Source organism: Gracilibacillus phocaeensis, assembly GCF_900626275.1.
GTDB classification, from domain to species: domain Bacteria; phylum Bacillota; class Bacilli; order Bacillales; family Amphibacillaceae; genus Gracilibacillus; species Gracilibacillus timonensis.
Window position 1 is genome coordinate 1,401,774 of the sequence record NZ_LR131144.1, and the last position, 24,476, is coordinate 1,426,249.

Below are 24,476 nucleotides of genomic sequence, written 5' to 3' on the forward strand. Positions count from 1 at the left end.
GGAGAGGGATTAAGTAGAGCCCTCTACGGAACGGTGAGTTTGATCGTTTTATCTGCGCTTTCTAGTACCGACAAACGATCAACTTTACGATATGGCATAGGTGGACTCGTTATGTTACATCATTCAACGTATAGGTATCGCGATTCGTTCAAGATCGAAATCATTCCAAGTTCTATTATATCAAGGATTATAAACTTTCCTATCTTACAAGAACAAACCGCAAAGAACGAGGCATAGTTCTTTGCGGTCTTTGATTCTGTCTGCTTTTACTAACCACCATTTCTCCTCACATAAGTTACATCAAATCAAATGTCGCTTCTTCTGGATATAAAGTGATATATGCGTCGTCGCCTGGGCGTACATAAGCAAGTTTTGATTGCTCCAGAATTCCAATATATTTCAGTTCTTCTATAATGGTTTTTGCAGCTATGTTCACATCTATCACATAATTAAAAATATTAACCGTTCCTTGCCCAATATCTCCACCGTCGCAAGCACCATTTCCTGTCCAACCTAAGCATTCATTCATTAGTTCTTCGATAGACTGTCTAAGATCGAATGCTGCTTCCATTTCATTTTCTTCGTAGGTATACTGAATAACAACCTGGAATAACTTATCTTCATCCAAATAGTCGAAGCCTTCAGCTGCTTTTTCTTTTGCTAGCTTTCCCATTATTTTTTGTCCTTTTTGAAATACTGGTACCTTCTGCTTCTCAGATTCTCCAGTATCTCCAACCGTACCATGGTGGATGACTAAGTATTTCCCATCCTGCCAAACCTCCCAATAAAGTATTGTGTCTTTCATACGCTTTGCCATTTTTATCATTAGAGCACCGCCATTATTATTTATTTTTTACGGAGTATATATGTAAATTTATAAATGTAACAAAAACGTGTGACAAGCAAGTCTATGTTCACATTATTTCCTGTTAATACCTCGTTTGATCCATGTTTGACCCATTCGTGTGAGTAGGTCAAGAGCACCTATCCAATCAATGAGAAATTATTTAATTCAACTTATATAGATTATATTATTATTCAAACAGAAATTCTTATAAACTATTATAATCCAAAGCGGAGTGGCAGTCCTCTGTTTCTTAAGGAAAAACAGACTTAAACCTGCCCCACCTTTTCTTATTCTTTTTCAAGACCAGCAATGTTCTATTGTATTATATACTTTTTACCTTATAATAAAAAACAAAAATGAAGCCGATTTTTGGCTTCATTTGACGAATTACTTAATTATTTGCGGTTTCCCGGGAAATATTCCATTAAGATTTCCCGAGATCATCACGCCATGCTAACAAATCTTTTTTCTCTGCTTCCGTTATTTCCTGCTTCTCTACCAAAGCCTCTGCTAAAATATCAAAGGTTGTAATCGTACGGAAAGGAATTTGCGCCTCAGCAAATTCGTGATCGGCTTTCGATAATCCATAACTAAAAATAGCTAATACTCCCATCACCTTCGCACCGGCTTCTTGTAAAACTAAGGCACTTTGCAAAGAAGAACCGCCCGTAGAAATAAGGTCTTCAATCACAATGACCTTGGCTCCTTCTTGAATGGTTCCTTCAATTTGATTGCCTTTTCCATGCCCCTTAGGTTTAGAACGAACATAAACCATTGGCAAATCCAAATAGTCTGCTAACCACGCGGCATGTGGAATACCCGCGGTAGCACAACCAGCAATAACATCAGGCTTTTCGTCCATTTCAGCGATTAGAGACGCAAATTGTTCGACGATTTGTTTCCTCACCTTTGGATAAGACATTGTTAAGCGATTATCGCAATATATCGGTGATTGAATACCAGATGTCCAAACAAAGGAACGATCGGGGCGAATTTGAATTGCTTCAATCTCGTATAAGGCATTTGCCATTTCTTTTGCTTTAAGCATTATTCCACTCCTCTATTACTCGTTGATAACTTGCCTTGGGGTCTTCTGCTTGTGTAATACTGCGACCGATCACTAAATAATCGGCGCCTAGCTGCTTGGCCCGTTGTGGTGTTGCTACACGCTGTTGATCATTTTGATTAGAATCGATCAAGCGAATCCCAGGCGTTACGGTTAAAAAGTCGGCCCCGCAAGTCTCCTTAATTACCGGAACTTCATGGGCAGAACAAACCACACCATCTGCTCCGCTATCTTTTGTCAATAAGGCAAGTCGTTTTACCGCCTCTTCGACAGACTGCTGGATATATAATTCGGTTTCTAGCGTGTGTTGGTCCATAGAAGTTAATACCGTGACCGCTATTAACTTAGGAACATCTTTCGTTGACCCGGCTAGCAGACCCTTCTTGGCAGCTTCGATCATCTTAGAACCGCCAGCGGCATGTACATTGACAATATCTACGCCTAAACTGGCTAGATTATACATTGCTTTTTCCACCGTGGTTGGAATATCATGAAGCTTTAAATCCAAAAAGATCGGATGACCGTTATCTTTCAGCCATTCAATCATTTGCCGTCCTTCACGATAGAATAGCTCCATGCCTACTTTTACTGGAATGCCCGCTAAGTGGTTGGTTTGGATAAAATCATGTGCCTCGTCAGCCGTACGAAAATCCAACGCTAGAAAAAATGGTTGCTTCATCCGTTATGCCCCTTTCCGATCGCTTCTTCCACTGATGCAAAACCATATTGCTGTAAAACAGCTGGTAAAGCGTCGATAATTTCAGGACATGCCAACGGATTTTGGAAATTGGCTGTCCCAACCGCCACTGCATTCGCACCTGCTAATAAAAACTCTAGTGCATCTTCTGCTGTGATAATACCACCCATACCAATAATCGGGATATCCAGTGACTGTCGCACCTCATAAATCATCCGAATCGCAATCGGCTTAATCGCAGGACCGGAAAGTCCTCCGGTTTTATTGGCAATAATCGGTTTCCTTTGCTTTAAATTAATCTGCATCCCCGTCAAAGTATTAATCATCGTCAGTCCATCAGCGCCTGCCTCTGCTACCGCCTTCGCCATCACAACAACATTCGACACATTGGGTGACAATTTGACATAGACAGGATACCTGCTTGCCCGTTTCACTTGATCAGTCACTTGTTTGGCTAACTCGGGATCAGTCCCGAATTGCACGCCGCCTTCTTTTACGTTTGGACAGGAAATATTTAATTCTAACGCACTAATATCTTTTGAACGATTCAATTCCTCGGTAACCTTTACATATTCTTCCACCGTACTACCAGCCACATTTGCTATGACAGGTGTCTGAAATGACCGCAAAAAAGGCAGTTCTTCATCGACGATCCGGGTCACACCCGGGTTCTGCAGGCCAATGGCATTGAGCATGCCGCTTGCTGTCTCTGCAACCCTTGGTGTAGGATTACCGGGACGGACCTCACCTGTTGCTGCCTTTACAATAATGGCACCCAGCTGACTTAAATCATAGAATTGGCTGTACTCTTTGCCGAAACCAAAGCAGCCAGAAGCGGGCATGACAGGGTTTTTCAAGGATAAGCCTGGTAAAGTTGTCGCTAAATTCATGTCAATATCACCTCATTTGCAACAAATACAGGGCCATCCTTACAAATTTTCTTAGACTGGCTTGGATCTGCTTGTAACGGCACTACACAAGCATAACACGTGCCAATACCACAACCCATTCGTTCTTCAAGTGAAATATAACCCTCTCTATCGGTTAATTGGCTTGAGACAGCCTTAAGCATCGGGGTCGGACCGCAAGAGAAGAAATAATCGAAATGCGGCTTTACTTCTGCAATAATATCCGTCACAAATCCTTTAGTACCGTAACTTCCATCATTCGTGGCAATATAGGTATCCCCTAATGCCTGAAATTTCTCTTCATAAAAGATTTGATCTCGTGTTTGAAAGCCTAACACACTAGTGACTTGCACGCCTTTTTCCTTCAAGGATTTTGCTAGATAGTAGAGCGGAGGAACGCCAATTCCCCCACCGACTATCATGGCATGATCCAGTGTCAATTCCTCAATCGGATAATAAGAGCCACATGGTAAGATCACATCCAGTTGATCTCCTGTCTGATATTTGCTTAATGCTCTAGTCCCCTCACCAAATATCTTATAAATAACGGTAAATGTTCCAGCTTGTTGATCCACACCAGCAACAGAAACTGGCCGGCGCAGCATATGGTGTTTTAACGCAATATATACAAACTGACCAGGTAGCAATTCTTTAGCTAATGACGACTGCAAAACCATTTCAAACGTGTCTTCCGCAATCTGTAAGTGACTTTTAACTTCGATAAGTTGTTTGGTTATCACAATACAATAGCCTTCCCTTCAACTGCTGGCTTCGCAGTAAATGTAGTGGAATCAATCACATTCACAATCGCTTCTGCTGTATCGAGACTTGTCAAACAAGCAATACCATGCTCTACTGCTTCTCTTCGAATTCGGAAACCATCTGAACGTGGTTTTTTACCAGAGGTTAGGGAATTGACGACGACTTGTACTTCCCCTTGTTCGATAATCGAGATGACATTTTTACCGTCTGCTCCTACTTTACCTACTTCCGTTACAGGTAAATCTAAGCTCCTAATCGCTTCTGCTGTACCTTTCGTTGCGTATAAATGGAAACCTAATTCAAAGAAGCGTCTGGCAATTTGACAAGCCTCTTGTTTGTCCTTGTCGGCTACTGTCATTAGTACAGCTCCACCCATTGGTACCTTTAAACCAGAGGCAGTTAATCCTTTGTATAAAGCTTTTGCTAAGGTATGATCTCGTCCAATGGCCTCTCCTGTTGATTTCATTTCAGGTCCAAGCATCGTGTCGACACTGCGTAACTTCTCAAAGGAGAAGACAGGGACTTTCACGGATACCGTTTCTGGCTCTGGTAATAAGCCATTTTGATAACCTAAGCCTGCAAGGGTATCCCCGATAATACAACGTGTTGCTAGATTGGCCATGGTTACGCCCGTGATTTTACTTAAAAATGGGATCGTGCGACTTGCTCTAGGGTTCACCTCTAACACATATACTGCCCCTTTATGGACAACGAATTGAATGTTAATTAAGCCTTTCACCCCTAGTTTTTCGGCAATCTTAATGGTTGTATCCACACAGGTCTGTTTCGTCTCTTCTGTTAATCGCTGAGAAGGGTAGACGGCAATGGAGTCACCAGAGTGGACACCTGCACGCTCAATATGTTCCATTACACCTGGAATAATGGTAGTTTCTCCATCGCTAATGGCGTCGACTTCTACCTCAATACCCGTTAAATATTTATCGATTAAGACAGGATGCTTATGCTTAATATGATTGGTTTTTGCCAAATAGCCTTCTAGTTCCTCTTCATTATAAACAATCTCCATTTGACTTCCACCAATAACATAAGAAGGACGAACTAATACTGGATATCCAATTCCTGCAGCTGCCTCTTTTGCTTGATCGAGTTGACGGACACTTTTTCCTTGTGGCTGCGGAATATCAAGCTCTTGTAATAGTTGTTCAAACTTATCACGATCCTCTGCTGTATCAATAGCAGTCAGCGGGGTACCTAAGATTTGAACTCCGCGTCGCTCCAGTCCTTCGGCAAGATTAATCGCCGTTTGTCCCCCAAACTGTACGATCACACCTTCTGGTTTTTCCCATTCAATTACATGCATCACATCTTCTAAGGTTAACGGCTCAAAGTACAATTTATCTGAAACACTAAAATCGGTGGATACCGTTTCTGGATTACTATTCATAATAATCGCTTCATAACCTGCTTCTTTCAAGGCTAGTACGGAATGTACCGTTGCATAATCAAATTCAATCCCTTGCCCGATTCGGATTGGCCCGGAGCCGATAACAAGTACTTTTTTGCGATCAGATACCTCTGATTCATTCTCTTCTTCATATGCACTATAAAAATAAGGGGTCTCTGACTCGAATTCGGCCGCACAGGTGTCCACCATTTTATAAACCGGTAAAATATTCGCCGATTTTCTCATTTGGTACACATCATCGACATCGATGTTCCAGACACGGGCAATTTGTGTATCGGATAGCCCTAGTGCTTTTGCTTCTCGAAGTACATCAACGTTCTGTGGAATTTCAGCCAGGCTTGCTTCAAAATCAATAATTTTTTTCAGTTTATCTAAGAAGAAACGATCAATTTTTGTTAATTCAAAAATCTCCTCCGTGGACACTCCTCTTCTTAATACTTCGGCTAAGACATAAATACGCTCATCATCTGCTTTTACCAAGCGATGTTTCAGGTCATTCGTAGCGATTGCCTCTAGTTTAGACAGGTAAAAGTCCTCGCCGCTAATATCAAGTGAACGCACGCCTTTCAGCAGCGATTCTTCAAAATTACGGCCGATCGCCATCACTTCGCCTGTTGCCTTCATTTGTGTGCCTAGTGTTCGGTTACCGAGCACAAATTTATCAAATGGGAAACGCGGAAATTTTGTTACTACATAGTCTAATGCCGGCTCATAACAGGCATAGGTAGTACCGGTAATAGGGTTCATAATCTCATCTAAGGTCATGCCAATCGCAATCTTCGCAGCTATTTTCGCAATCGGATAACCCGTTGCCTTCGAGGCTAGTGCCGAAGAGCGGCTCACCCTTGGGTTGACTTCAATAATATAATACTGGAAACTATAAGGATCTAAGGCCAGCTGGACGTTACAGCCACCTTCGATTTCCAAGGCGCGAATAATCTTCAAGGAGGCAGAACGCAACATCTGATATTCTCGATCACTTAATGTCTGTGAAGGTGCTACGACGATCGAATCACCGGTATGGATACCGACAGGATCGATATTCTCCATATTACATACCACAATCGCTTGATCGTTTTTATCACGCATCACTTCATATTCAATTTCCTTAAATCCAGCTATGTTTTTTTCAATAAGACATTGATTAACGGGAGATAATGCCAATCCGTTTCTGGTAATCTCCTTCAATTCATCTTGATTGTAACACATGCCACCACCGGTTCCTCCAAGGGTGTAGGCAGGTCGTACGATAAGAGGAAAACCAATCTCTGCCGCAAATGCTAATGCCTGATCAATGGTGTTGACAATTTGGCTTTCTGGAACTGGCTCATTTATTTCATTCATTAACGTCCGAAACTTCTCTCGATCTTCTGCTCGTTGGATCGCGTCTAAACGAGACCCAAGTAGCTCTACATCATATTCCGCCAAGATCCCTGATTCATCCAAGGCCACGGCCAAGTTTAAACCAGTCTGCCCCCCTAAGGTTGTTAAAACAGCATCTGGGCGTTCTTTTCGGATTATTTTGGAGAGAAATTCAACCGTTAATGGCTCCATGTAAACCGTATCCGCAATCGTATGATCCGTCATAATGGTAGCTGGATTGGAATTTGCCAAGATAACCGTGTATCCCTCTTCTTTCAGGGATTGACAAGCTTGTGTTCCCGAATAATCAAATTCGGCAGCTTGTCCAATCACAATGGGACCGGAACCTATCACTAGGATCTTCTGTAGGTCTGTTCTTTTCGGCATTAGACTTCCTCCTTCTGTGCTTTAAAGCTTTTGATATTATCCATAAATTGATCAAACAAATAGTTAGTGTCATCTGGACCTGGTGAAGCCTCTGGATGGTACTGCACGGAAAATGCAGGGTAGGTTCTATGTTTTACCCCTTCTACCGTTTTATCGTTTAAGGCGATCTGTGTTAGTTCCAAATCGGTTAATTCAACGGAAGCTTTTGTGACCGCATAACCATGATTTTGTGAGGTTAAATACGTACGCTCGGTTTCAAAATCATAAACCGGGTGATTCGAACCGCGGTGACCAAATTTCAAACGGTCCGTATTCGCCCCACTGGCAAGTGCAAGTATTTGATGGCCTAAGCAAATCCCGAATACTGGTATATGCGGTATGACTTGCTTGACCATGTCAATCGCCTCCGGTACATTCTTAGGATTTCCGGGACCATTCGTTAACATGATGCCATCTGGCTTCAAACGCATGATATTCTCAGCACTATAATTATAAGGTACAACCGTTACGTGACAATGACGTAAGGTCAATTCACGAAGGATACCATGTTTCATACCAAAATCGACCAATACAATGCGATGTCCTCTGCCTGGAGACACATATGGCTTCACGGTGGACACGAGTTCCACTTGATTGGTTAATGGCTGTGCTTGCTCTAGTTTTTCCATGGCACGATCATCAGATGCACCTGCTTTGGTGATAATTCCCTTCATGGTACCATGCTTACGTAAAATTTTTGTTAATTTTCGTGTATCAATACCTGAAATACCAGGAATATCATTTGCCTGTAAATAAGAGTCAATGTTTTCATCACTACGGAAATTGGATGGTGTTTGACAATGTTCTTTTACCACAAATCCAAAAAGAGATGGAGTGATTGTTTCAAAATCGTCTCGATTAATCCCATAATTCCCGATCAACGGATAGGTCATCGTGACGATTTGTCCACAATAGGAAGGATCAGATAGTGTCTCTTGATATCCTGTCATCCCCGTATTAAATACTACTTCGCCCATTCGTTCTTCCAAAGACCCGAAGGCATCTCCATTAAAAATGGTTCCATCTTCCAGAATTAGCTGTCTTTTCATTTTGTTTCCTCCTCATAGACCTTTTCCCCTTGATAAATCGTCATCACTGGTTTACCCGTTACTGGCCAGTTGTTAAACGGTGTATTTGTTCCTTTAGAGGCAAAAGTAGCTGTATCCACTTTCGTTGGCACCTCTAAATCAAGTATGGTAAGATCTGCTGAATAGCCAACCTCTATACGTCCATATGGTAAACCAAATGTATCGGCAGGTTTAACGGTCATCCAATCGATTAATTGCTTTAAACTAAAGATTCCTTTTTGTACAAAATGGGTGTGCAATAAGGAAAAGGCCGTTTCAAAACCAACAATTCCAAATGGAGCTTCCTCCATACCATTCGCTTTCTCCGCTTGTGTATGTGGGGCATGATCGGTTGCAATAAAATCTATCGTTCCATCCAACAGCCCATCAATTAAGGCCTGTTGATCTTCCGACGCACGTAATGGTGGATTCATTTTAAAGTTGGCGTCATTTTCATGAATCGCTTGTTCATTTAACAAAAGATGATGCGGTGTAACTTCAGCCGTCACATGGATGCCTGCCTTTTTCGCATCACGAATCACACGTACCGATTCCTTTGTACTAACGTGGCAGACATGATAATGACAATTAGCCGCCTCTGCTAATAGTACATCTCGCGCAATCTGTACCGATTCACAAATCGACGGTATGCCAGGTAAACCAAGCTTAGCACTCACTTCTCCTTCATGCATCAGTCCATCATGAATCAAAGTGTTCTCTTCACAGTGAGCAACGATTGGCATATTCACTGCTGAAGCACGCTTCATCGCCTGCAGCATCATATCGGCAGATTGCACACCAACGCCATCATCCGTGTAGGCAAACGCTCCTGCCTCTTTTAACGCACTCATATCCGTTAAGCTATTTCCTACTAATCTCTCCGTAATAGATGCATATGGTAACACGCGAATAACGCTGGTATCCTTGATTTTTTGTTGTATTTGTTCAAGTACTTCCACTGAATCAGGGGTTGGCTGAGTATTAGGCATAGCACAAACCGTCGTATAGCCACCCCGAGCCGCTGCTTTTGTCCCCGTGGCAATCGTTTCTTTTGCCTCTCCACCGGGTTCTCTTAAGTGCACATGGACATCGACAAAGCCTGGTACTGCCAGTTGTCCTTTTCCATCAATGATGGTGGCGTCCTCTCTTGGTAATTCCAAGCCGATTGCTTGGACCTGTCCCTTTTCTATTAAGATTTCAACAGGTGCTATCTTGCCATTCTCCAATATACGGTTCACATTTGTTACAATGGTTTTCATCAACAATTCCTCCCTAATTTAAAAGTGATTCAATGACGGCCATCCTTGCAGCAACACCATTCTCCATTTGTTTAAAGATTCTGGAGCGTGGACACTCTACTAAACTACTATCTATCTCCACTCCTCTATTCACCGGAGCTGGATGTAAAATAACGGCATGTTCCTTCATTCTTGCTTCTCTTTCTATGGTCAAGCCATATTTGTCCAAATAAGTTCGCTGGTCTAACTGGATATCTTGGTCATGACGTTCATGCTGAATCCTTAATAACATCAGCACATCTGCTTCTTTAATTGCCTCGTCCATTGTGATATAGCGATAAGGCAGGTGTTCATCATGCCATTCCTGTTTACCTGTCAGCAACACGTCACACCCTAAAGTGGACAAGGCATAAGCGTTAGATCTAGCCACTCGGCTATGCTTAATATCACCTGCAATGACCACTTTCAATCCTTGGAATTGAGCAAATTCTTGATGGATTGTCACTAAGTCTAGTAAACATTGAGTAGGGTGCTCTCCAGTACCATCCCCTGCATTGATAACAGGAATGTCGAGAGAATCGGCTAATTGAGCGGCGGCATATTCTTGATTATGCCGGATCACAATCAAATTTGCCCCGATTGACTCCACGGTTCTTGCCGTATCATAAATACTTTCTCCTTTTAATACACTTGAACTTTCTGAAACAAAATCAAGCGTCTCGATACCTAATTTACGTTCTGCTACCACAAAACTCATCTTTGTCCGTGTACTTGGTTCAAAGAATAAGTTAGCAGCGAAGTACTGTTTGGAAAATGGAGGAATTCCTTGCTGATTGATATACTCGGCACGTTCTATTAATTGAAGTATGTCCTCTTTCGTTTGCTCCTTCATCGCCACAAAATGCTTCATGGTCCTTCCCCCTATTCTGATTAAGTACGCATTCTAATAAAAAACCTCTTTGCAAAGTCGCAAAGAGGCAGACGTGTCCAATAAAACACATCCAGTTGCGACCTTGCAAGCAGCTCTGTACTTGCTTAAAGGTCCTTATTCTATTTCATAAATATGGACATTATCATGCTGATCAATTTCAGACAAGGCAACCGTGATAATTTCACTATGGGCAGTAGGAATGTTCTTCCCAACAAAATCAGCCCTAATAGGAAGTTCACGATGACCTCTATCGACTAATACCGCAAGCTGAATTTGTGATGGTCTGCCTTGATCCATCACGGCATCCATCGCTGCTCGCACGGTTCTTCCAGTATAAAGAACGTCATCTACCAAAATTACCTTTTTGCCGGTTAATTGACCGATAATATTCTTTTGATTAATCTGCGGCTCCTGTTCTTCACTAACATGGGTCAGATCATCCCGATAAAGCGTGATATCCAATTCACCAATGGGGACTTGTACACCCTCAATTTCCTCAATACGTTTCTGTAATCGTTTAGCAATCGGAACCCCTCTTGTCTTTATTCCAACAAGCACCAGGCCGTCTACCCCTTTGTTACGTTCTAAGATTTCATGGGCAATTCTGGTTAAGGCACGTCTCATCGCCGCCGCGTCCAGAACATTTGCTTTTTTATTCATTCTCAAAACCTCGCTTCTTTAAGATAATAGGTGGGATCTCTTGAAACGGAGCTTGTTTTACAGTGAAAAACCCTTATTCACCGTAAGGGAATAAGGGTCAAAAGAGCATACTTCATGCATATACTAATCCGTTTCCTTTTCAGCCTCACGGGACTGTTCTTAAAGGGCTTTATGATATTGCATTAATTATGTCAAAAAGCGACATAGAAGTCAATAGCTTTTCCGGATATTTTCAAGTACGCCAGCAAATTTCTCCGGTAATGGTGCTTCAAATTCCAAATCTTCACCTGTCATCGGATGGGTAAAGCGCAAGTAAAAGGCATGAAGAGCCTGCCCATTTACATCCATCGTCTTCCGTTGACCGTATTTAGGATCACCCAATATCGGAAAACCAATATATCTCATATGAACGCGAATCTGGTGCGTTCTACCTGTTTCCAATTTACAGGTGATAAGTGTGTAGGGACCAGGCAATCTCTCCATTACTTCAAAATGAGTGACAGCTGGCTTGCCATTTTCGACAACATCCATTAACTGTCTATTCTTCTCACTGCGACCAATCGGCGCATCAACCGTACCATAATCATGAGGAATATCTCCATGAACGATTGCCTTATATTCTCTTTTAATCTTTCTTTCATTTAATTGATCTGCTAACCGTTCATGGGCTTGATCATGCTTTGCTACGATCAACAACCCACTGGTATCCTTATCAATCCGATGAACAATACCAGGACGTTTGATACCATTAATACCAGACAAGTCATCGCAATGATACAGTAAGGCGTTTACTAGCGTGTCATCATAATGGCCTGCAGAAGGATGCACCACCATACCGCTTGGCTTATTGACAACTAGTAAATCCTTATCCTCAAATACAATCGAAATTGGGATATTCTTCGCTTCTATCTGTAATGGCTCCGGCTCTGGTATGTGCCATTCGATATGGTCATTTTCCTGGCATTTATAGTTTGGCTTTACCACTTTTCCATTGACAGTTACCAATTGCTGATCAAACCAGTTTTTGATTTGCGATCTGGAGTAAGCATCATTCCAATCAGCCAAACCTTTGTCCAGCCGAACTCCTTCTTCCTGCTTTTTTACTATGTATTCTCCTTGCATCATGCCGTTTTCTCCTTCTTTTTGTTTCTTTCTTCCCAGATGGTTAGGATAAAAATCGTAATGACTCCTATAACCAACGAGGCATCGGCTATATTGAAGATAGGATAATTATAGCTTCCCAAATAAACATCAAAGAAGTCCACTACTTCTTTTCTAAATAATCGGTCAATAAAATTACCAATCGCTCCTCCTAGAATGAGAGCGAGTGCAATAGCCAAGAAACGATTATCTTTTGCATATTTTTGAATATAAAAGATGATAAATCCTACCACTACTGTCGTAATAATATAAAAGAAGGTCATTTTTCCTTGCAGAATTCCCCAAGCTGCTCCTTGATTCCGATGAGAAGTGATATAGAAAAAGGATTCAATAAATGGGATTCGCTCGCCTATTTCCATATTGACGACAACCAACCATTTGGTTACTTGGTCGATCAAGATAATTGCTAATGCAATGATGTATACTCTCCACATAATATACCTCCGCTATTTAGTTCAGACTTATTTATTATAGCACTATAGGCTAAAGTGAGTAAAGCAAACTTGGCTTATAATAGATATTCCGAATGACTTGGTTCAATAAAACATGGGATAACTATGAATAAACAGCTAAACTCGCTTGGATCTTTATAACTAATGACTTTTGTATCTTACATCAAAAAACCGAATGGAATTTTCTCCATTCGGTTTCTGATTTAACGTGCATGACGATTCATTTTTCTTTTTCTGTATGCCCGTGGCGGTCCTAAGACTTCTGACATGATGATGCCTTGAGCAACTCCTTTGCGACTAAGGTTGGTCCGTATATCAAAGGAGTCATTACTCTTATATGGCTGCTTATATCTAGTGCTTGCTTTTTCTTGAAGGGTATCTTGAAACTCTTCATATTTACTGAGTTTATCACGTTGTGTTTGCTTTCGCTTTTGCTGAGCCTTCTGCAATTCTTTTTTCAGCTGGCTCATCTGCTCACGCTTTTGTCCGCCATAATTTTCTTCACCAATACCTCCGGTTTCACCAATCTTGCCTTTTTCGCCAAGATCGCCAGCAGTGCCTATACTTCCTATTCGCTGACCATCACCAGAATTTCTCGTTTCCGCTTCCGGGTTTGATCTTGTACGATATTGTTGCTGTGTTGTTTGACGTTGTTGTTGCTGTTTCTGCTGCCCTGTTCTAGGTCGCTGCTGCTGTTTTTGTTGATCCTCTTTTTGCTTACTCAGACCGAGCACCCATACAATCAGTGCAATAATCGGAACAATAAATGTAAATAAGTCTCCCATGAACATCTTCCTTTCAAGGACTATCTATACGGATAGAATGGGAAGCCTTTAGTTGTTATAGTCATCCTCGTCGCGATCAGATTCGGATAGTTTTCCGATGGAATCACGCATATCTGTGTCGGCATCGATGTTCTGATAATTCATGTAGTCCATCACACCCATATTGCCAGATCGTAAGGCTTCTGCCAATGCTTGAGGCACTTCTGCTTCTGCTTCGACCACTTTCGCACGCATTTCTTGTACCTTGGCAACCATTTCTTGCTCTTGAGCAACGGCCATGGCACGGCGTTCTTCCGCTTTTGCTTGGGCAATGTTTTTGTCTGCTTCCGCTTGGTCTGTCTGTAACATTGCACCAATGTTTTTACCGATATCCACATCGGCAATATCAATGGAAAGAATCTCAAAAGCTGTTCCTGAATCTAAGCCTTTGGTTAAAACAGTCTTCGAAATCGTATCTGGATTTTCTAACACTTGCGTATGAGCCTCTGAGCTACCAATCGTACTTACAACACCTTCCCCTACACGGGCAATAATCGTTTCTTCACCAGCACCACCGACTAATCGGTCAATATTGGCACGAACGGTAATACGTGCTAATGCCTTCACCTCAATACCATCCATTGCGATACCTGCGATAAAAGGTGTTTCAATTACCTTCGGATTAACACTCATCTGTACTGCCTCTAACACGTCACGGCCAGCCAAGTCAATCGCTGCACATCGTTCAAAGCTTAATTCAATATTTGCTCGTTGTGCGGCAATTAATGCATTGACTACCCGGTCTACATTACCACCAGCCAAAAAGTGACTCTCTAACTGATTGGTCGTAACACCAAGGCCTGCTTTATGAGCCTTGATTAACGGGTTAATTACTCGAGAAGGTACAACCCTTCTTAAGCGCATCCCGATTAAGGTAAAGATGCTTACCTTTACCCCTGCTGCTAATGCGCTAATCCAGAGCATCACTGGAATAAAGGTAAATAAAATAGCAACCGCAATAACGATAAGACCAATTATAATAATTGGAATAATGATATTTTCATTTCCACCCATGTAACATCCTCCTAAAATCTATTGTGTTATTTCTCTTACTACAATACGCGACCCTTCTACTTTTATGATCTTCACAGGAACATTCGGCCCAATAAAACCGCCCTCTGACACTACATCCAGGCGTTCGTCATCAAACTCAGCTGCTCCCGAAGCATGCAACGGAGTCACCGTCACACCTTCCATTCCTACTAATTCCATACGGTTGGAGGTTGATACATAGCCTAGATCAGAAGAAGTAGAATCCTGTAAGATTACTCGGCGAAATATACCCTTCTCTAAACCAATCGTTTTAAATAAAATAACCGCCACGACAATACTTGCAATCAGTGCAATAGCAATACTCATTGTCATATTACCGACATCATCTGTCGACATGTACAAGGCGGCAACTATTGCACCCACTCCAATGAAGCCAAGAATGCCTCCAGGAGCAAAAATCTCAATAATAATTAATACAAGGCCAAGTAATAATAATAACATGGTTTCATAACCGGCCAGTCCTGCTACAATATGTCCGTAAAAGTATAAGACAAGGGAAGCTATCCCTATCGATCCCGGTATACCAAAGCCAGGTGAATACAACTCTACAATCAAACCAATACTTGCGAGGGATAAAAGGATCGGTACCACAACCGGATTCGTTAAGAACCTTGCCAGTCCTTCTGCAACCGTCGTTTCTGTTTCTATTATTTCAGCATTCGCTAGAGATAATTCATTTAATAGTGCGGTACGGTGATTGACGATACCTTGCGCATAATCCACTTCAACTGCATAATTAGCGTCAAGAGTTAGAAATTCACCTTCAGGAGCACCGTATTCTGGGAGGTCTAAACTTTGATTAGCCATTGCCTCTGCGTACAACGGATCCCTGTCTTTAGAAGAAGCGGCACCTCTCATACTAGCAATCCACGCAGACTGAGCTTTTTTATCCGCAGCATTACCATCAGCAGTAATTACACCACTGGCACCCATGTTTGCTTGAGGCTTCATATAAATATTATCCGTATTAAGGGCAATATAAGAACCAGCAGACAAGGCTTTTACCGTAATAAAAGAAGTAGTCTCCACCTCTAAATCTTGTAATATCTCACCGATATTTTCCGCAGCATCGACACGTCCGCCAGGTGTATTGATCTCTAAAATAATATGGTCGGCATTCGCTTCCTCTGCCTCGGTGGTGGTACGTTTAATAAACGCCTCCAAACCTCTTTCTACTTCATTTTCAATGGGAATAACATAAACAAGCTTTCCTTCCCCATTGTCCTCGGCTGAAACCAAGACGTTTGTTTGCTGACAATAGAATCCAAATAACAACACTGTTGCCATCGTGGTAAACAATACATAGAGAATCCTCTTTTTCAACTATGTCCCCCCTTTCTCAGCTCTAATAATCCCTCCTACTGTTACGTATATTATGTACACGAGGTTTCAAAAAATTCGCGTATTGTTCCATACCTTGATTCTACCACAACTCTTATCCAGTAGAAAAGGATTTCATCATTTCAGGGTAACGAGAAAGGTCATTATCTCGTTACTATTACTTTTGCATCCTAATATAGGTGGTGAGCTTAGTGCGGAGATTTTATCCTGCTTAAGAATAATTGAAAAAACGAGAAGTATACTTAAAGAATTGATTTTCGCTCTGACTTTGTGCGTTATTTTCGATATAGGGAGACACTTTACCAAGTTTTGACTTGACATCAAAATACAAAAAGACCCCTGACTATCACAGCCAAGGATCTTTTATTGATGAATGAATATATCTGATTCCGTTTATGATAAATTCTTTTGAACGAATTGATTCACTCTCGCACCTTCTGCCTTTCCTTTTACTTTAGGCATTAAGCTGCTCATTACTTTCCCCATGTCTTTTTTTGATTGGGCTTGCACTTCTGCAATCGTCTGAACAACTATCTCTTCTAATGCTTCATCCGAAAGCTGTTCTGGCATATAGGATTGAACCACGGTAATCTCTTCTTCCAGCTTACCAGCAAGATCCTCGCGCCCAGCTTCTTTAAACTCGTGGAGGGAATCTTTTCTCTGTTTTAATTCTCTTGATAAAACAGTTAATTCTTCATCATCCGTTAATGTGTCTTTTTGTAACTTAATGGCTTCATTTTGCATCGCTGCCTTGACCATTCGAATAACGCCTAATTTTAACTTTTCTTTATTCTTCATCGCTTGCTTCATATCCTGGTTCAATTGTTCAACGATTGCCACTGATTACACCCTCTTTAGAATTTACGCTTTCTAGCCGCCTCTGATTTCTTCTTGCGGCGTACACTAGGTTTTTCATAGAATTCACGTTTACGATATTCTGATAATGTACCAGATTTTGATACACTACGCTTAAAGCGACGAAGAGCATCTTCTAGTGACTCGTTTTTACGTACGCGAGTTGTGTTAGACATGCAAATTTCCCTCCCTCCGAAGCATACAACAAATTAATACAACATATGAACGGTACACATATGTTTGCATATTATTATAATATAACCACTTTTATTGGTCAACCGTTATCCATCAGAAAATTAGAGAATCATAAAGTGATGTACTACTAGGCATTAAAAACAGTTGTGTCATCCATGATTCTAACAAATGTACCTTCATTATATGGGTACCCTGCTTTATTTATTTTCACACGGACAATCTCCCCAATCATATCCTTGGTACCTTCAAACTTCACTTTTAGATAATTATCGGAGTAACCAACCAACATATTAGGGTTTTCCTCATCGACCGTTTCTTCTGGGATCACTTCGACTACCTCATTTTCATATTGCTTGGCATAAGCAAGTGCCTGTTGATTTGATTGCTCTACTAATGCTTGTACTCGTTTATGTTTGATATTATCATCTACCTGATTATCCATTCTTGATGCAGGTGTTCCCGTTCTTTTGGAAAATGGGAAGACATGCAATTCGGAATAACCAATTTCCTTGATGAAATCGACCGTTTCTTGAAATTCTTGTTCCGTTTCACCTGGAAAGCCAACAATAACATCCGACGTGATTGCTAAGTGCGGCAATGCCTTTTGAATTTTAGCGACCCTTTTTTTATAAAAATCGCTTGTATACTTACGACGCATACGCTCCAATACCGAATCGGAACCAGATTGTAATGGGATATGCAAGTGAGGCACTACTTTCTCCGATGCGTCTAACACCTCAATTACTTCATCGGTAATTTGACTAGCTTCAATGGAAGAAATCCGAATTCGTCTCAAGCCTGGCACTTCTGTTTCTAACTCACGTAATAATTGGGCAAAGTTATAATCCTTCATGTCTTCCCCGTAACCAGCCGTATGTATACCAGTTAGGACGATTTCTTTATAGCCTGCTTCGACTAAGTTCCGAGCTTGTTTCAACACATTCTCTGGTTCACGAGAGCGCAGCAAACCTCTTGACCATGGTATAATACAAAAGGTGCAGAAGTTGTTACATCCTTCTTGAATTTTAAGAGACGCGCGCGTTCGATCAGAAAACTCAGGGACATCCATTTCCTCAAATACACGATTTTTCATGATGTTGGCGACCCCATTGATCGGTTGACGGTGTGCTTGATGTTCTTCAATATACTGAATCATTTTGCCGCGATCCTGTGTCCCAACTACTACATCAACACCTGGGATCTCCATGATTTCACCAGGAGAGGTTTGCGCATAACAGCCCGTTACACAAACCACGGCGTCTGGATTGTTACGAATAGCTCGGCGAATGACTTGCCTGCTTTTTTTATCGCCTGTATTGGTTACGGTACACGTATTAATTACATACACATCAGCATGGTGATCGAAGTCCACGCGTTCGTATCCAGCATTCTTGAATTTTTGCCAGATCCCTTCCGTTTCGTAATGATTTACCTTACATCCCAGCGTATGGAAGCTTACGGTTTTTGGCATTTTTTCAGCCATTTATATATCATCCTTTCATTGCTGTATCATTAAATAAACGCTAACTTTCATCATAGCATAGATCAGGAAATCTTTCCCCAAAAAAGGTTGACGATTTTCCTCATCTGCTTTTCTTCTGTCAATTCATGAAAAATTTAATTTTTCTGTACATAGACTATCATTTTAACATAGTTTATCGGATTCTTTCCATTACTGTATCTAATTCGTATTTTATTTTCAACGCCTATGTACTTCCTTCCAGCCACTTTCGTTAAAGTATCGTTATTTCTTACAACTATAATGATGCCTTAACGGTATCTTCATACATGCATTACTAATTATCATCGGTATCCAAAAGAACTTGAACTCCCCCTAATTAATACTCAAACTGAAAAACATGAAAAAACCGCGATGCCTATACTGATTATAGTATCAAAAAACAGAAAGCTATCCAGCTCTCCTCCCTCATGAATGATTGCTGTGATGTAATAGGCAGCAATTCCTGCAAAAAGAAAAAATCAGAGCAAGATGCAACCTCAAAGCTTTTTTAGCATGTGACTTTACTTCTGCTTTCCACACTACCCAAATAATCATTGGCAGAAGAAGTGGCAGACTTAATGCAGATAATAACTTCTTTTTTCATGTCTATCTCCTGACATATTATAAATTCATTCCATCACTTGATTCATCGCAAATAAGGAGTATTCCTCTCCGTCCATGTAAAATTTAGTATATTTTCCATTAAATAACTATATAGGTCGTCAAATACTTCAAAATAAGTCCTAAATCATTTTTAATACTCTAAGGTATATTTATCCTTCCCAAAGATCAAATAAGATGATTAATTACTAATCTAATCGTTTTTATAGTTACGTGATATAATCAGTGTATGAATAAACTTGTTAATCATTTTGTAGACAATATTTCATTAAAAAAGGAGGTGGATTTCCATTGGATAAGGAGACGATTTTCACTATTTTTATTTTGCTTCTTACGATTATAGGTACGTATATTTTCTATAAAATTTACGTAAGGCTGCTCATCAAAATAATGGTTCATCGGCATAAAAAAGCTTAGCAAAGGAACCATACCAAATCAAAAGTTGATGAAAATGTATAACCGCTTCAAACGAAATCCTGATCAATCGCTAACCGTTGTAACCTCACAGCCACAGCTCCTCCTTCATTTTTCACTTTTCTTTTTTGACAAGTGTAAAGAAAAAAATAAAACCGATTAGTGTCGTTGTAAATATAACCGTCCCCATCGGCACCGCTGAGGCCTCATTAATGCCTGCGAGTGGTGAACAAATGGAACCAAGTAATAACGGGAGCATGCCTAAAACAGCGCTCGCACTACCTGCGCGATGATCCTGTTTCGCCATTCCCAATGTAAACGTGCTTGTCAATATCATCCCCATCGTTGTCATATAGATGAAAATGAATAGCACAATCAGTACTAAAGGTCCTTCTACAACCGTCGTGACAAGTAATGCAGAAGTGACGATAAGTGCAGACACAACAGCTGTCTGCAGCATCTTCTTTTCAGCGATGATTCCACTGAAACGTCCGATTATAAAACTACCGGTAATAATGGCTAATCCATTGATACCAAATAGTACACTAAATACTTGGGGGGATACCCCATAAATATCTTGATAGACAAACGGTGTTCCAGAAACGTAAGCAAAGCTGCCACCATGGACAAAACCGACAACTAAAGCATAACCGATAAAGGAACGATCTTTCAGCAAACTGCCCATGGTTTTCACGGAGGCACCTGCCGAACTCGGAATGCGCTTATGTAATGGCAGGGTTTCTTTTAGTTTCCATGCTACCGTGGCAACGATCAGTAATCCGACTATACTTAAAAAGAAGAAGATGCTTTTCCAATTGGTCGATTCAAATGATAGAATTAAACCGCCAATCATAGGTGCGATCATCGGTGCTATCGCATTAATCACCATCAATAACGAGAAAAACTTCGTAAGCGCCGGTCCGCTGAACACATCTCGAACAACGGCCCGTGACAGTACAAGTCCTGCCGAAGCAGTTAACCCTTGAAAAAACCGCATCGTAATCAACACCACAATATTAGGGGCTATCGCACATAGAATGGATGCTAAAGAAAATAAAAGCGTAGCAATCACTAATGGCTTCTTTCTCCCCTGTGCATCACTAATCGGACCAGCAAATAATTGCCCGATCGCAAGACCTAGTAAACAAGCCGTTAAACTCGCTTGTACAAGCGTAGCACTGGTATCTAAATCCAGCGCAATTTCCGGAAAACTTGGTAAATACATATCAATGTTCAATGGTCCTAGAAAAGCAAGTAACCCTAGCAGTAAAGCTAATCCCCATCGATTTGCTCCTACCGGATTATGCTGTATGGTTACATCTTTTTCTACATTCAATGATGATTTCTCCTCACAACAATATCGTTTGAAATGGTCTATGTATATATATAAAGTTTAATTTTTTTCTTATTGATCTGTCAAATCTTTCAAATATTCTCGCTCAACCAACTAATCTATCGTAAACATGGTTAAATGGCGAATGCCTCCTGTCTTATTCATTCTCTTCTCTTTTTTATAAAATGGTAGATGGTTTTGCATACGAAATAGAGAATACCAAATGGTGCAATGACCAAACCAAAAAGATACACGATAAAGTTAAGCAGGTAATGAAATTGCGCCAGATAGATGGAAGAATCCATCTTATCACTAAATCGAAACCCTATCAGTATATCATAAATCATTTTGGCAAAGGGATATAAAACAAAAGACACGACGATATACGCCAAATCGACAGCATTTGATAAATGAAACAAAAAGTAGGTAAACATGGCGAGAATAAGACCAAATCCATATGCTTTTCCTATGTATTTACTGTTGATTTCTCTACGTCGTTTTTCTTCTTTGAGCTCGGCCTTCATTTGATCATGAATGGTATAATTCGCCGCCACGGCACGGCTATCTAACTCACGAACTACCTCTTCCCTGTCTTTCCGTTTCACCTGTCCCCACATAATCGCAAATGGAGATGCCTTCATCGCTTTATTTAATTTATTTAAATGTCGTGTACGCTGAGACATTAGCGTAAGATATTCTGTTTCATTATATAGTTTGACTTCAAACGATTTATTGAGATGCACCTCTTGCATACGAAATCCTTGTATGTCCTCCCATTTTATAGGCATCGTACATTTCGAAGTATAAATAATTAATTCATCTTCTGTTAAAAGGAGGTAGGGTTCACCATTCCACACTCTTTTAATACCGCCATACGCTATCCAGACAAGGAGGATAGCCACACCTATCCCTATGCCACCAATCAACCAATCTCCTTCCATAAAAGCAAATACAGCTATCCCCAAGCTGCATACGGCGAACACCAGCAAAATAAGGGCTACAAGCGTAAGTTTTATCTTGGGGGAATAATAATAAAGGCCTGGTGTGCTTTCCCTATGTATCGAAGGATTTTGTTGCAAATGAGTCATTGCTTATCTCTCCCTTTAACTATCGGCCAGAATATGTCCCATCCGTCAAATATAACCTCACTCTTCTGCACGTTTAAGATCGCGAAAATTTCCTAATCCTTCGTGACCTTTGACATATTCCAGTTCATATGTATCGATTAATTCATCTCGATAATCTGCCACATCTATGTATTTCGCTTTTAATTCCTCGGTATTAAAAAAATGATCCACAACTGACCACTCATCACTTTCATAATAATCAACCGATTCTTCCATGTAATCCTTCGCAAGCTCTTCTGCTTCGATTTGCATATCATTCCATTCATCTACTTCTTTATTTGCTGTGTCCGCAGATTCCAATTGATCCAGGACTTCATCCATAACTGGTACGATTTCGTTCTCGACAAGGAGAGCGGCCTCCTCTATTTTTCCTGCGCTTTCAAGTTCTTGCTGCATTGATTCTAGATCGTTCAGTTCGGTTTCCTTCATTTTATTGATAGGTACCCAGACTTCATTATTATATTGAATCAATTCTTCAGCTATTTCCTCTTTATCACTGCAAGAGGCTAGCAGCAGCAAAGAACATGCGGTAATGACAAGAATCATTCGTTGTTTCATCGTCATCTCCTTCCCGTAAAATGTTTGTCATTCATTACTTTAAGCACGTATCATTTTTCCTCCCTCATTATACGCTTGCTGCTTGGTCAACTCAATGATTTGATACACAGTTTTCACATGCGTTAACATGTATACTAGAAAATGGCGCGAAGACTTTTTGACGTAAAAATTTTCGTGTTACAATAAATTATGAAGTACACACTAAGCGTTTTTCAATATATTAAGGGAGTGATTGCGATGGATCTGGAAAAAGAAATCGAACAGCTACAAAAAATCATGGATGAACAAGATAAACTCTTTGAAAGACTTGGACGCAAGCCAAATAAAATAGAGTATGATGAAAATGGCTATATTATGGTTGATATGCATGATAAGCGTCAAATGCAGTTATGGTCAGGTTAATACACTATCTCGTACTACAGGATAATAACGCCTCAAAAAACAGCTATAAAACCTTGATTTGATAGCAGGATTGCAGCTGTTTTTTCTGTTTCTTAACTATCATAACTAATCTTGATCATTTTCTGTCTGAATGACCGTACAAAAAGAATATATTAAAGTGTCCATTGGATCAGTAATCCTGCGTGCGCTAATCCGCCGCCGAATCCATATAATAATACCTTGTCTCCATATTGGAGTTTCTTTTCCATTACCCCTTTGTCTAGCGACAGTGGTATGGTTGCTGAAGAAGTGTTGCCAAAATCAACTAAACTATGTAATGTCTGATCGATTGGATAGCCACTTCTTTCACAAATCGATTCAATCATTCGTAAATTGGCACTATGTGGTACAAACCAATCCACTTCGTTTAAAGGTATAGAGGCTTTCTCCATTACCTGTTGCATGACTTTTGGCACCGTTGCAACTGCCCATTTGTATACCTCACGCCCATTTTGTACAATTTTATCCGTATCGGCTAACGTTTCCTCAAACATACGATGGGATAAATTCGCACAATATAAGTGCTTTCCGCTTTCTCCTTCTGATCCTAAATACGAAGCAAGAAAACTTGGCTGCTCCTCATCCCATTCGACAAGAGCCGCTCCTGCACCATCTCCAAATAAAATGCATGTGGTTCTATCCTTATAATCTGTCACTTTAGACAACGTTTCTGCTCCAACAACTAAAATTTTCTTGTTTAAACCAGCAGTTATTAACCCATTAGCTACATGCAATCCATAAGTAAACCCTGCACAGGCTGCATTTAAGTCAATGGCTCCCGCATGTTTAATACCTAGCTTTGCCTGTACTAAGGAAGCCACACTTGGCGTTTTAAAATCAGGAGTTAAGGTACAAACAATAATCATATCCACATCTTCCATGGATTGATCATACCGTTCCATCAAGTTTCTAGCTGCCTTAAAACTGATATCACTGGTGAATTCCTCTTCAGCAGTAATTCTTCGCTCTTGAATGCCCGTACGTTGAACAATCCATTCATTATTGGTTTCCACTAATTGCTCTAAATCATCATTGGTCAACCTTTTTTCTGGTACGTATGAACCGATTGCGGTAATTCGAGCCTTAGATGTATTCAATCTAAAACCTCCTCGATTAAAGTAATCACTTCCTTTCTATTTTATCACTTGTTATTAGTACCAGATACTAATTTGAATGATACGGGGCTATTATTTTGTTTCCTACCTGCAAT

23 protein-coding genes are annotated in these 24,476 nt (G+C 40.6%); 1 reads left to right on the top strand and 22 read right to left on the bottom strand.

Annotated elements, in window-relative coordinates; translation table 11 throughout:
• Positions 1-295: 295 nt before the first annotated feature.
• From E0E32_RS14485 to E0E32_RS14585, 21 genes are all read right to left on the bottom strand, one after another.
• A complete protein-coding gene (locus tag E0E32_RS14485; RefSeq protein WP_130860040.1) occupies positions 296-826 on the bottom strand; it encodes a hypothetical protein in 531 nt (176 codons plus the stop codon).
• 445 nt (positions 827-1,271) lie between these two features.
• Complete coding sequence (pyrE, locus tag E0E32_RS14490; protein ID WP_066194063.1) at positions 1,272-1,895, bottom strand: orotate phosphoribosyltransferase; 624 nt, start codon at positions 1,893-1,895, stop codon at positions 1,272-1,274.
• Positions 1,888-2,592 carry an orotidine-5'-phosphate decarboxylase gene (gene pyrF, locus E0E32_RS14495; RefSeq protein WP_066194068.1) on the bottom strand — a complete coding sequence of 235 codons (705 nt, stop codon included), beginning with the start codon at positions 2,590-2,592 and terminating at the stop codon, positions 1,888-1,890. Before pyrF ends, pyrE begins: the two co-directional genes overlap by 8 nt.
• A complete protein-coding gene (locus tag E0E32_RS14500; protein WP_066194071.1) occupies positions 2,589-3,500 on the bottom strand; it encodes a dihydroorotate dehydrogenase in 912 nt (303 codons plus the stop codon). Before E0E32_RS14500 ends, pyrF begins: the two co-directional genes overlap by 4 nt.
• Positions 3,497-4,258, bottom strand: coding sequence for a dihydroorotate dehydrogenase electron transfer subunit (locus E0E32_RS14505; protein ID WP_066194074.1), 762 nt, complete (start codon positions 4,256-4,258; stop codon positions 3,497-3,499). The genes E0E32_RS14500 and E0E32_RS14505 overlap by 4 nt, the downstream gene beginning before the upstream one ends.
• Positions 4,255-7,455, bottom strand: coding sequence for a carbamoyl-phosphate synthase large subunit (gene carB, locus E0E32_RS14510; RefSeq protein WP_066194076.1), 3,201 nt, complete (start codon positions 7,453-7,455; stop codon positions 4,255-4,257). The genes E0E32_RS14505 and carB overlap by 4 nt, the downstream gene beginning before the upstream one ends.
• A complete protein-coding gene (locus E0E32_RS14515) occupies positions 7,455-8,543 on the bottom strand; it encodes a carbamoyl phosphate synthase small subunit (protein ID WP_130860041.1) in 1,089 nt (362 codons plus the stop codon). Before E0E32_RS14515 ends, carB begins: the two co-directional genes overlap by 1 nt.
• Complete coding sequence (pyrC, locus tag E0E32_RS14520) at positions 8,540-9,820, bottom strand: dihydroorotase (protein ID WP_130860042.1); 1,281 nt, start codon at positions 9,818-9,820, stop codon at positions 8,540-8,542. The genes E0E32_RS14515 and pyrC overlap by 4 nt, the downstream gene beginning before the upstream one ends.
• Before the next feature lie 13 nt (positions 9,821-9,833).
• Entirely contained in the window at positions 9,834-10,709 is an 876-nt protein-coding gene (locus E0E32_RS14525; protein WP_066194083.1) for an aspartate carbamoyltransferase catalytic subunit, read from the bottom strand.
• A gap of 135 nt (positions 10,710-10,844) precedes the next feature.
• On the bottom strand, positions 10,845-11,390 hold the full coding sequence (pyrR, locus tag E0E32_RS14530; RefSeq protein WP_066194086.1) for a bifunctional pyr operon transcriptional regulator/uracil phosphoribosyltransferase PyrR: 546 nt from the start codon (positions 11,388-11,390) through the stop codon (positions 10,845-10,847).
• Between the two features lie 210 nt (positions 11,391-11,600).
• Complete coding sequence (locus E0E32_RS14535; protein ID WP_130860043.1) at positions 11,601-12,515, bottom strand: RluA family pseudouridine synthase; 915 nt, start codon at positions 12,513-12,515, stop codon at positions 11,601-11,603.
• A complete protein-coding gene (gene lspA, locus E0E32_RS14540; RefSeq protein WP_066194090.1) occupies positions 12,512-12,985 on the bottom strand; it encodes a signal peptidase II in 474 nt (157 codons plus the stop codon). The genes E0E32_RS14535 and lspA overlap by 4 nt, the downstream gene beginning before the upstream one ends.
• 221 nt (positions 12,986-13,206) lie before the next feature.
• Positions 13,207-13,788: a YqfB family membrane protein gene (locus E0E32_RS14545; protein WP_130860044.1), complete on the bottom strand. Its 582-nt coding sequence runs from the start codon at positions 13,786-13,788 to the stop codon at positions 13,207-13,209.
• 48 nt (positions 13,789-13,836) lie between these two features.
• Positions 13,837-14,841 carry a flotillin-like protein FloA gene (floA, locus tag E0E32_RS14550; protein WP_066194126.1) on the bottom strand — a complete coding sequence of 335 codons (1,005 nt, stop codon included), beginning with the start codon at positions 14,839-14,841 and terminating at the stop codon, positions 13,837-13,839.
• Between the two features lie 18 nt (positions 14,842-14,859).
• Complete coding sequence (locus tag E0E32_RS14555) at positions 14,860-16,167, bottom strand: NfeD family protein (RefSeq protein WP_130860214.1); 1,308 nt, start codon at positions 16,165-16,167, stop codon at positions 14,860-14,862.
• Positions 16,168-16,614: 447 nt separating this feature from the next.
• Entirely contained in the window at positions 16,615-17,061 is a 447-nt protein-coding gene (locus E0E32_RS14560; protein ID WP_066194129.1) for a GatB/YqeY domain-containing protein, read from the bottom strand.
• Positions 17,062-17,075: 14 nt separating this feature from the next.
• Entirely contained in the window at positions 17,076-17,252 is a 177-nt protein-coding gene (rpsU, locus tag E0E32_RS14565; protein ID WP_018931586.1) for a 30S ribosomal protein S21, read from the bottom strand.
• A gap of 146 nt (positions 17,253-17,398) precedes the next feature.
• Positions 17,399-18,742, bottom strand: a complete 1,344-nt coding sequence (gene mtaB / locus E0E32_RS14570; RefSeq protein WP_130860215.1) for a tRNA (N(6)-L-threonylcarbamoyladenosine(37)-C(2))-methylthiotransferase MtaB — start codon at positions 18,740-18,742, stop codon at positions 17,399-17,401.
• Between the two features lie 1,180 nt (positions 18,743-19,922).
• On the bottom strand, positions 19,923-21,119 hold the full coding sequence (locus tag E0E32_RS14575; RefSeq protein WP_066196588.1) for a Bcr/CflA family efflux MFS transporter: 1,197 nt from the start codon (positions 21,117-21,119) through the stop codon (positions 19,923-19,925).
• 182 nt (positions 21,120-21,301) lie between these two features.
• Positions 21,302-22,228 (bottom strand): STM3941 family protein, encoded by a 927-nt coding sequence (locus E0E32_RS14580; protein ID WP_130860045.1) that lies wholly within the window; start codon positions 22,226-22,228, stop codon positions 21,302-21,304.
• A gap of 57 nt (positions 22,229-22,285) precedes the next feature.
• The gene (locus E0E32_RS14585) at positions 22,286-22,825 is read right to left on the bottom strand and encodes a hypothetical protein (RefSeq protein WP_066194135.1); all 540 of its coding nucleotides are present in this window, start codon (positions 22,823-22,825) and stop codon (positions 22,286-22,288) included.
• A 237-nt stretch (positions 22,826-23,062) separates the two neighbouring features.
• On the opposite strand from E0E32_RS14585, the gene E0E32_RS22310 reads away from it, so the two are divergent.
• Positions 23,063-23,227: a hypothetical protein gene (locus tag E0E32_RS22310; RefSeq protein ID WP_165445037.1), complete on the top strand. Its 165-nt coding sequence runs from the start codon at positions 23,063-23,065 to the stop codon at positions 23,225-23,227.
• Positions 23,228-23,379: 152 nt separating this feature from the next.
• On the opposite strand, the gene E0E32_RS14590 is transcribed toward E0E32_RS22310, so the two are convergent.
• Positions 23,380-24,363, bottom strand: coding sequence for a ketoacyl-ACP synthase III (locus tag E0E32_RS14590; RefSeq protein WP_130860046.1), 984 nt, complete (start codon positions 24,361-24,363; stop codon positions 23,380-23,382).
• Positions 24,364-24,476: the final 113 nt, after the last annotated feature.

Coding starts and splice junctions, on each gene's coding strand:
- E0E32_RS14580 (WP_130860045.1), bottom strand. CDS start 22,228: ATGACTCATTTGCAACAAAATCCTTCGATACATAGGGAAAGCACACCA.
- E0E32_RS14555 (WP_130860214.1), bottom strand. CDS start 16,167: ATGGCAACAGTGTTGTTATTTGGATTCTATTGTCAGCAAACAAACGTC.
- E0E32_RS14535 (WP_130860043.1), bottom strand. CDS start 12,515: ATGATGCAAGGAGAATACATAGTAAAAAAGCAGGAAGAAGGAGTTCGG.
- rpsU (WP_018931586.1), bottom strand. CDS start 17,252: ATGTCTAACACAACTCGCGTACGTAAAAACGAGTCACTAGAAGATGCT.
- E0E32_RS14485 (WP_130860040.1), bottom strand. CDS start 826: ATGATAAAAATGGCAAAGCGTATGAAAGACACAATACTTTATTGGGAG.
- lspA (WP_066194090.1), bottom strand. CDS start 12,985: ATGTGGAGAGTATACATCATTGCATTAGCAATTATCTTGATCGACCAA.
- E0E32_RS14515 (WP_130860041.1), bottom strand. CDS start 8,543: ATGAAAAGACAGCTAATTCTGGAAGATGGAACCATTTTTAATGGAGAT.
- pyrE (WP_066194063.1), bottom strand. CDS start 1,895: ATGCTTAAAGCAAAAGAAATGGCAAATGCCTTATACGAGATTGAAGCA.
- pyrR (WP_066194086.1), bottom strand. CDS start 11,390: ATGAATAAAAAAGCAAATGTTCTGGACGCGGCGGCGATGAGACGTGCC.
- floA (WP_066194126.1), bottom strand. CDS start 14,841: ATGGGTGGAAATGAAAATATCATTATTCCAATTATTATAATTGGTCTT.
- carB (WP_066194076.1), bottom strand. CDS start 7,455: ATGCCGAAAAGAACAGACCTACAGAAGATCCTAGTGATAGGTTCCGGT.
- E0E32_RS14585 (WP_066194135.1), bottom strand. CDS start 22,825: ATGAAACAACGAATGATTCTTGTCATTACCGCATGTTCTTTGCTGCTG.
- pyrC (WP_130860042.1), bottom strand. CDS start 9,820: ATGAAAACCATTGTAACAAATGTGAACCGTATATTGGAGAATGGCAAG.
- E0E32_RS14500 (WP_066194071.1), bottom strand. CDS start 3,500: ATGAATTTAGCGACAACTTTACCAGGCTTATCCTTGAAAAACCCTGTC.
- E0E32_RS22310 (WP_165445037.1), top strand. CDS start 23,063: ATGGATCTGGAAAAAGAAATCGAACAGCTACAAAAAATCATGGATGAA.
- E0E32_RS14545 (WP_130860044.1), bottom strand. CDS start 13,788: ATGGGAGACTTATTTACATTTATTGTTCCGATTATTGCACTGATTGTA.
- E0E32_RS14525 (WP_066194083.1), bottom strand. CDS start 10,709: ATGAAGCATTTTGTGGCGATGAAGGAGCAAACGAAAGAGGACATACTT.
- mtaB (WP_130860215.1), bottom strand. CDS start 18,742: ATGCCAAAAACCGTAAGCTTCCATACGCTGGGATGTAAGGTAAATCAT.
- pyrF (WP_066194068.1), bottom strand. CDS start 2,592: ATGAAGCAACCATTTTTTCTAGCGTTGGATTTTCGTACGGCTGACGAG.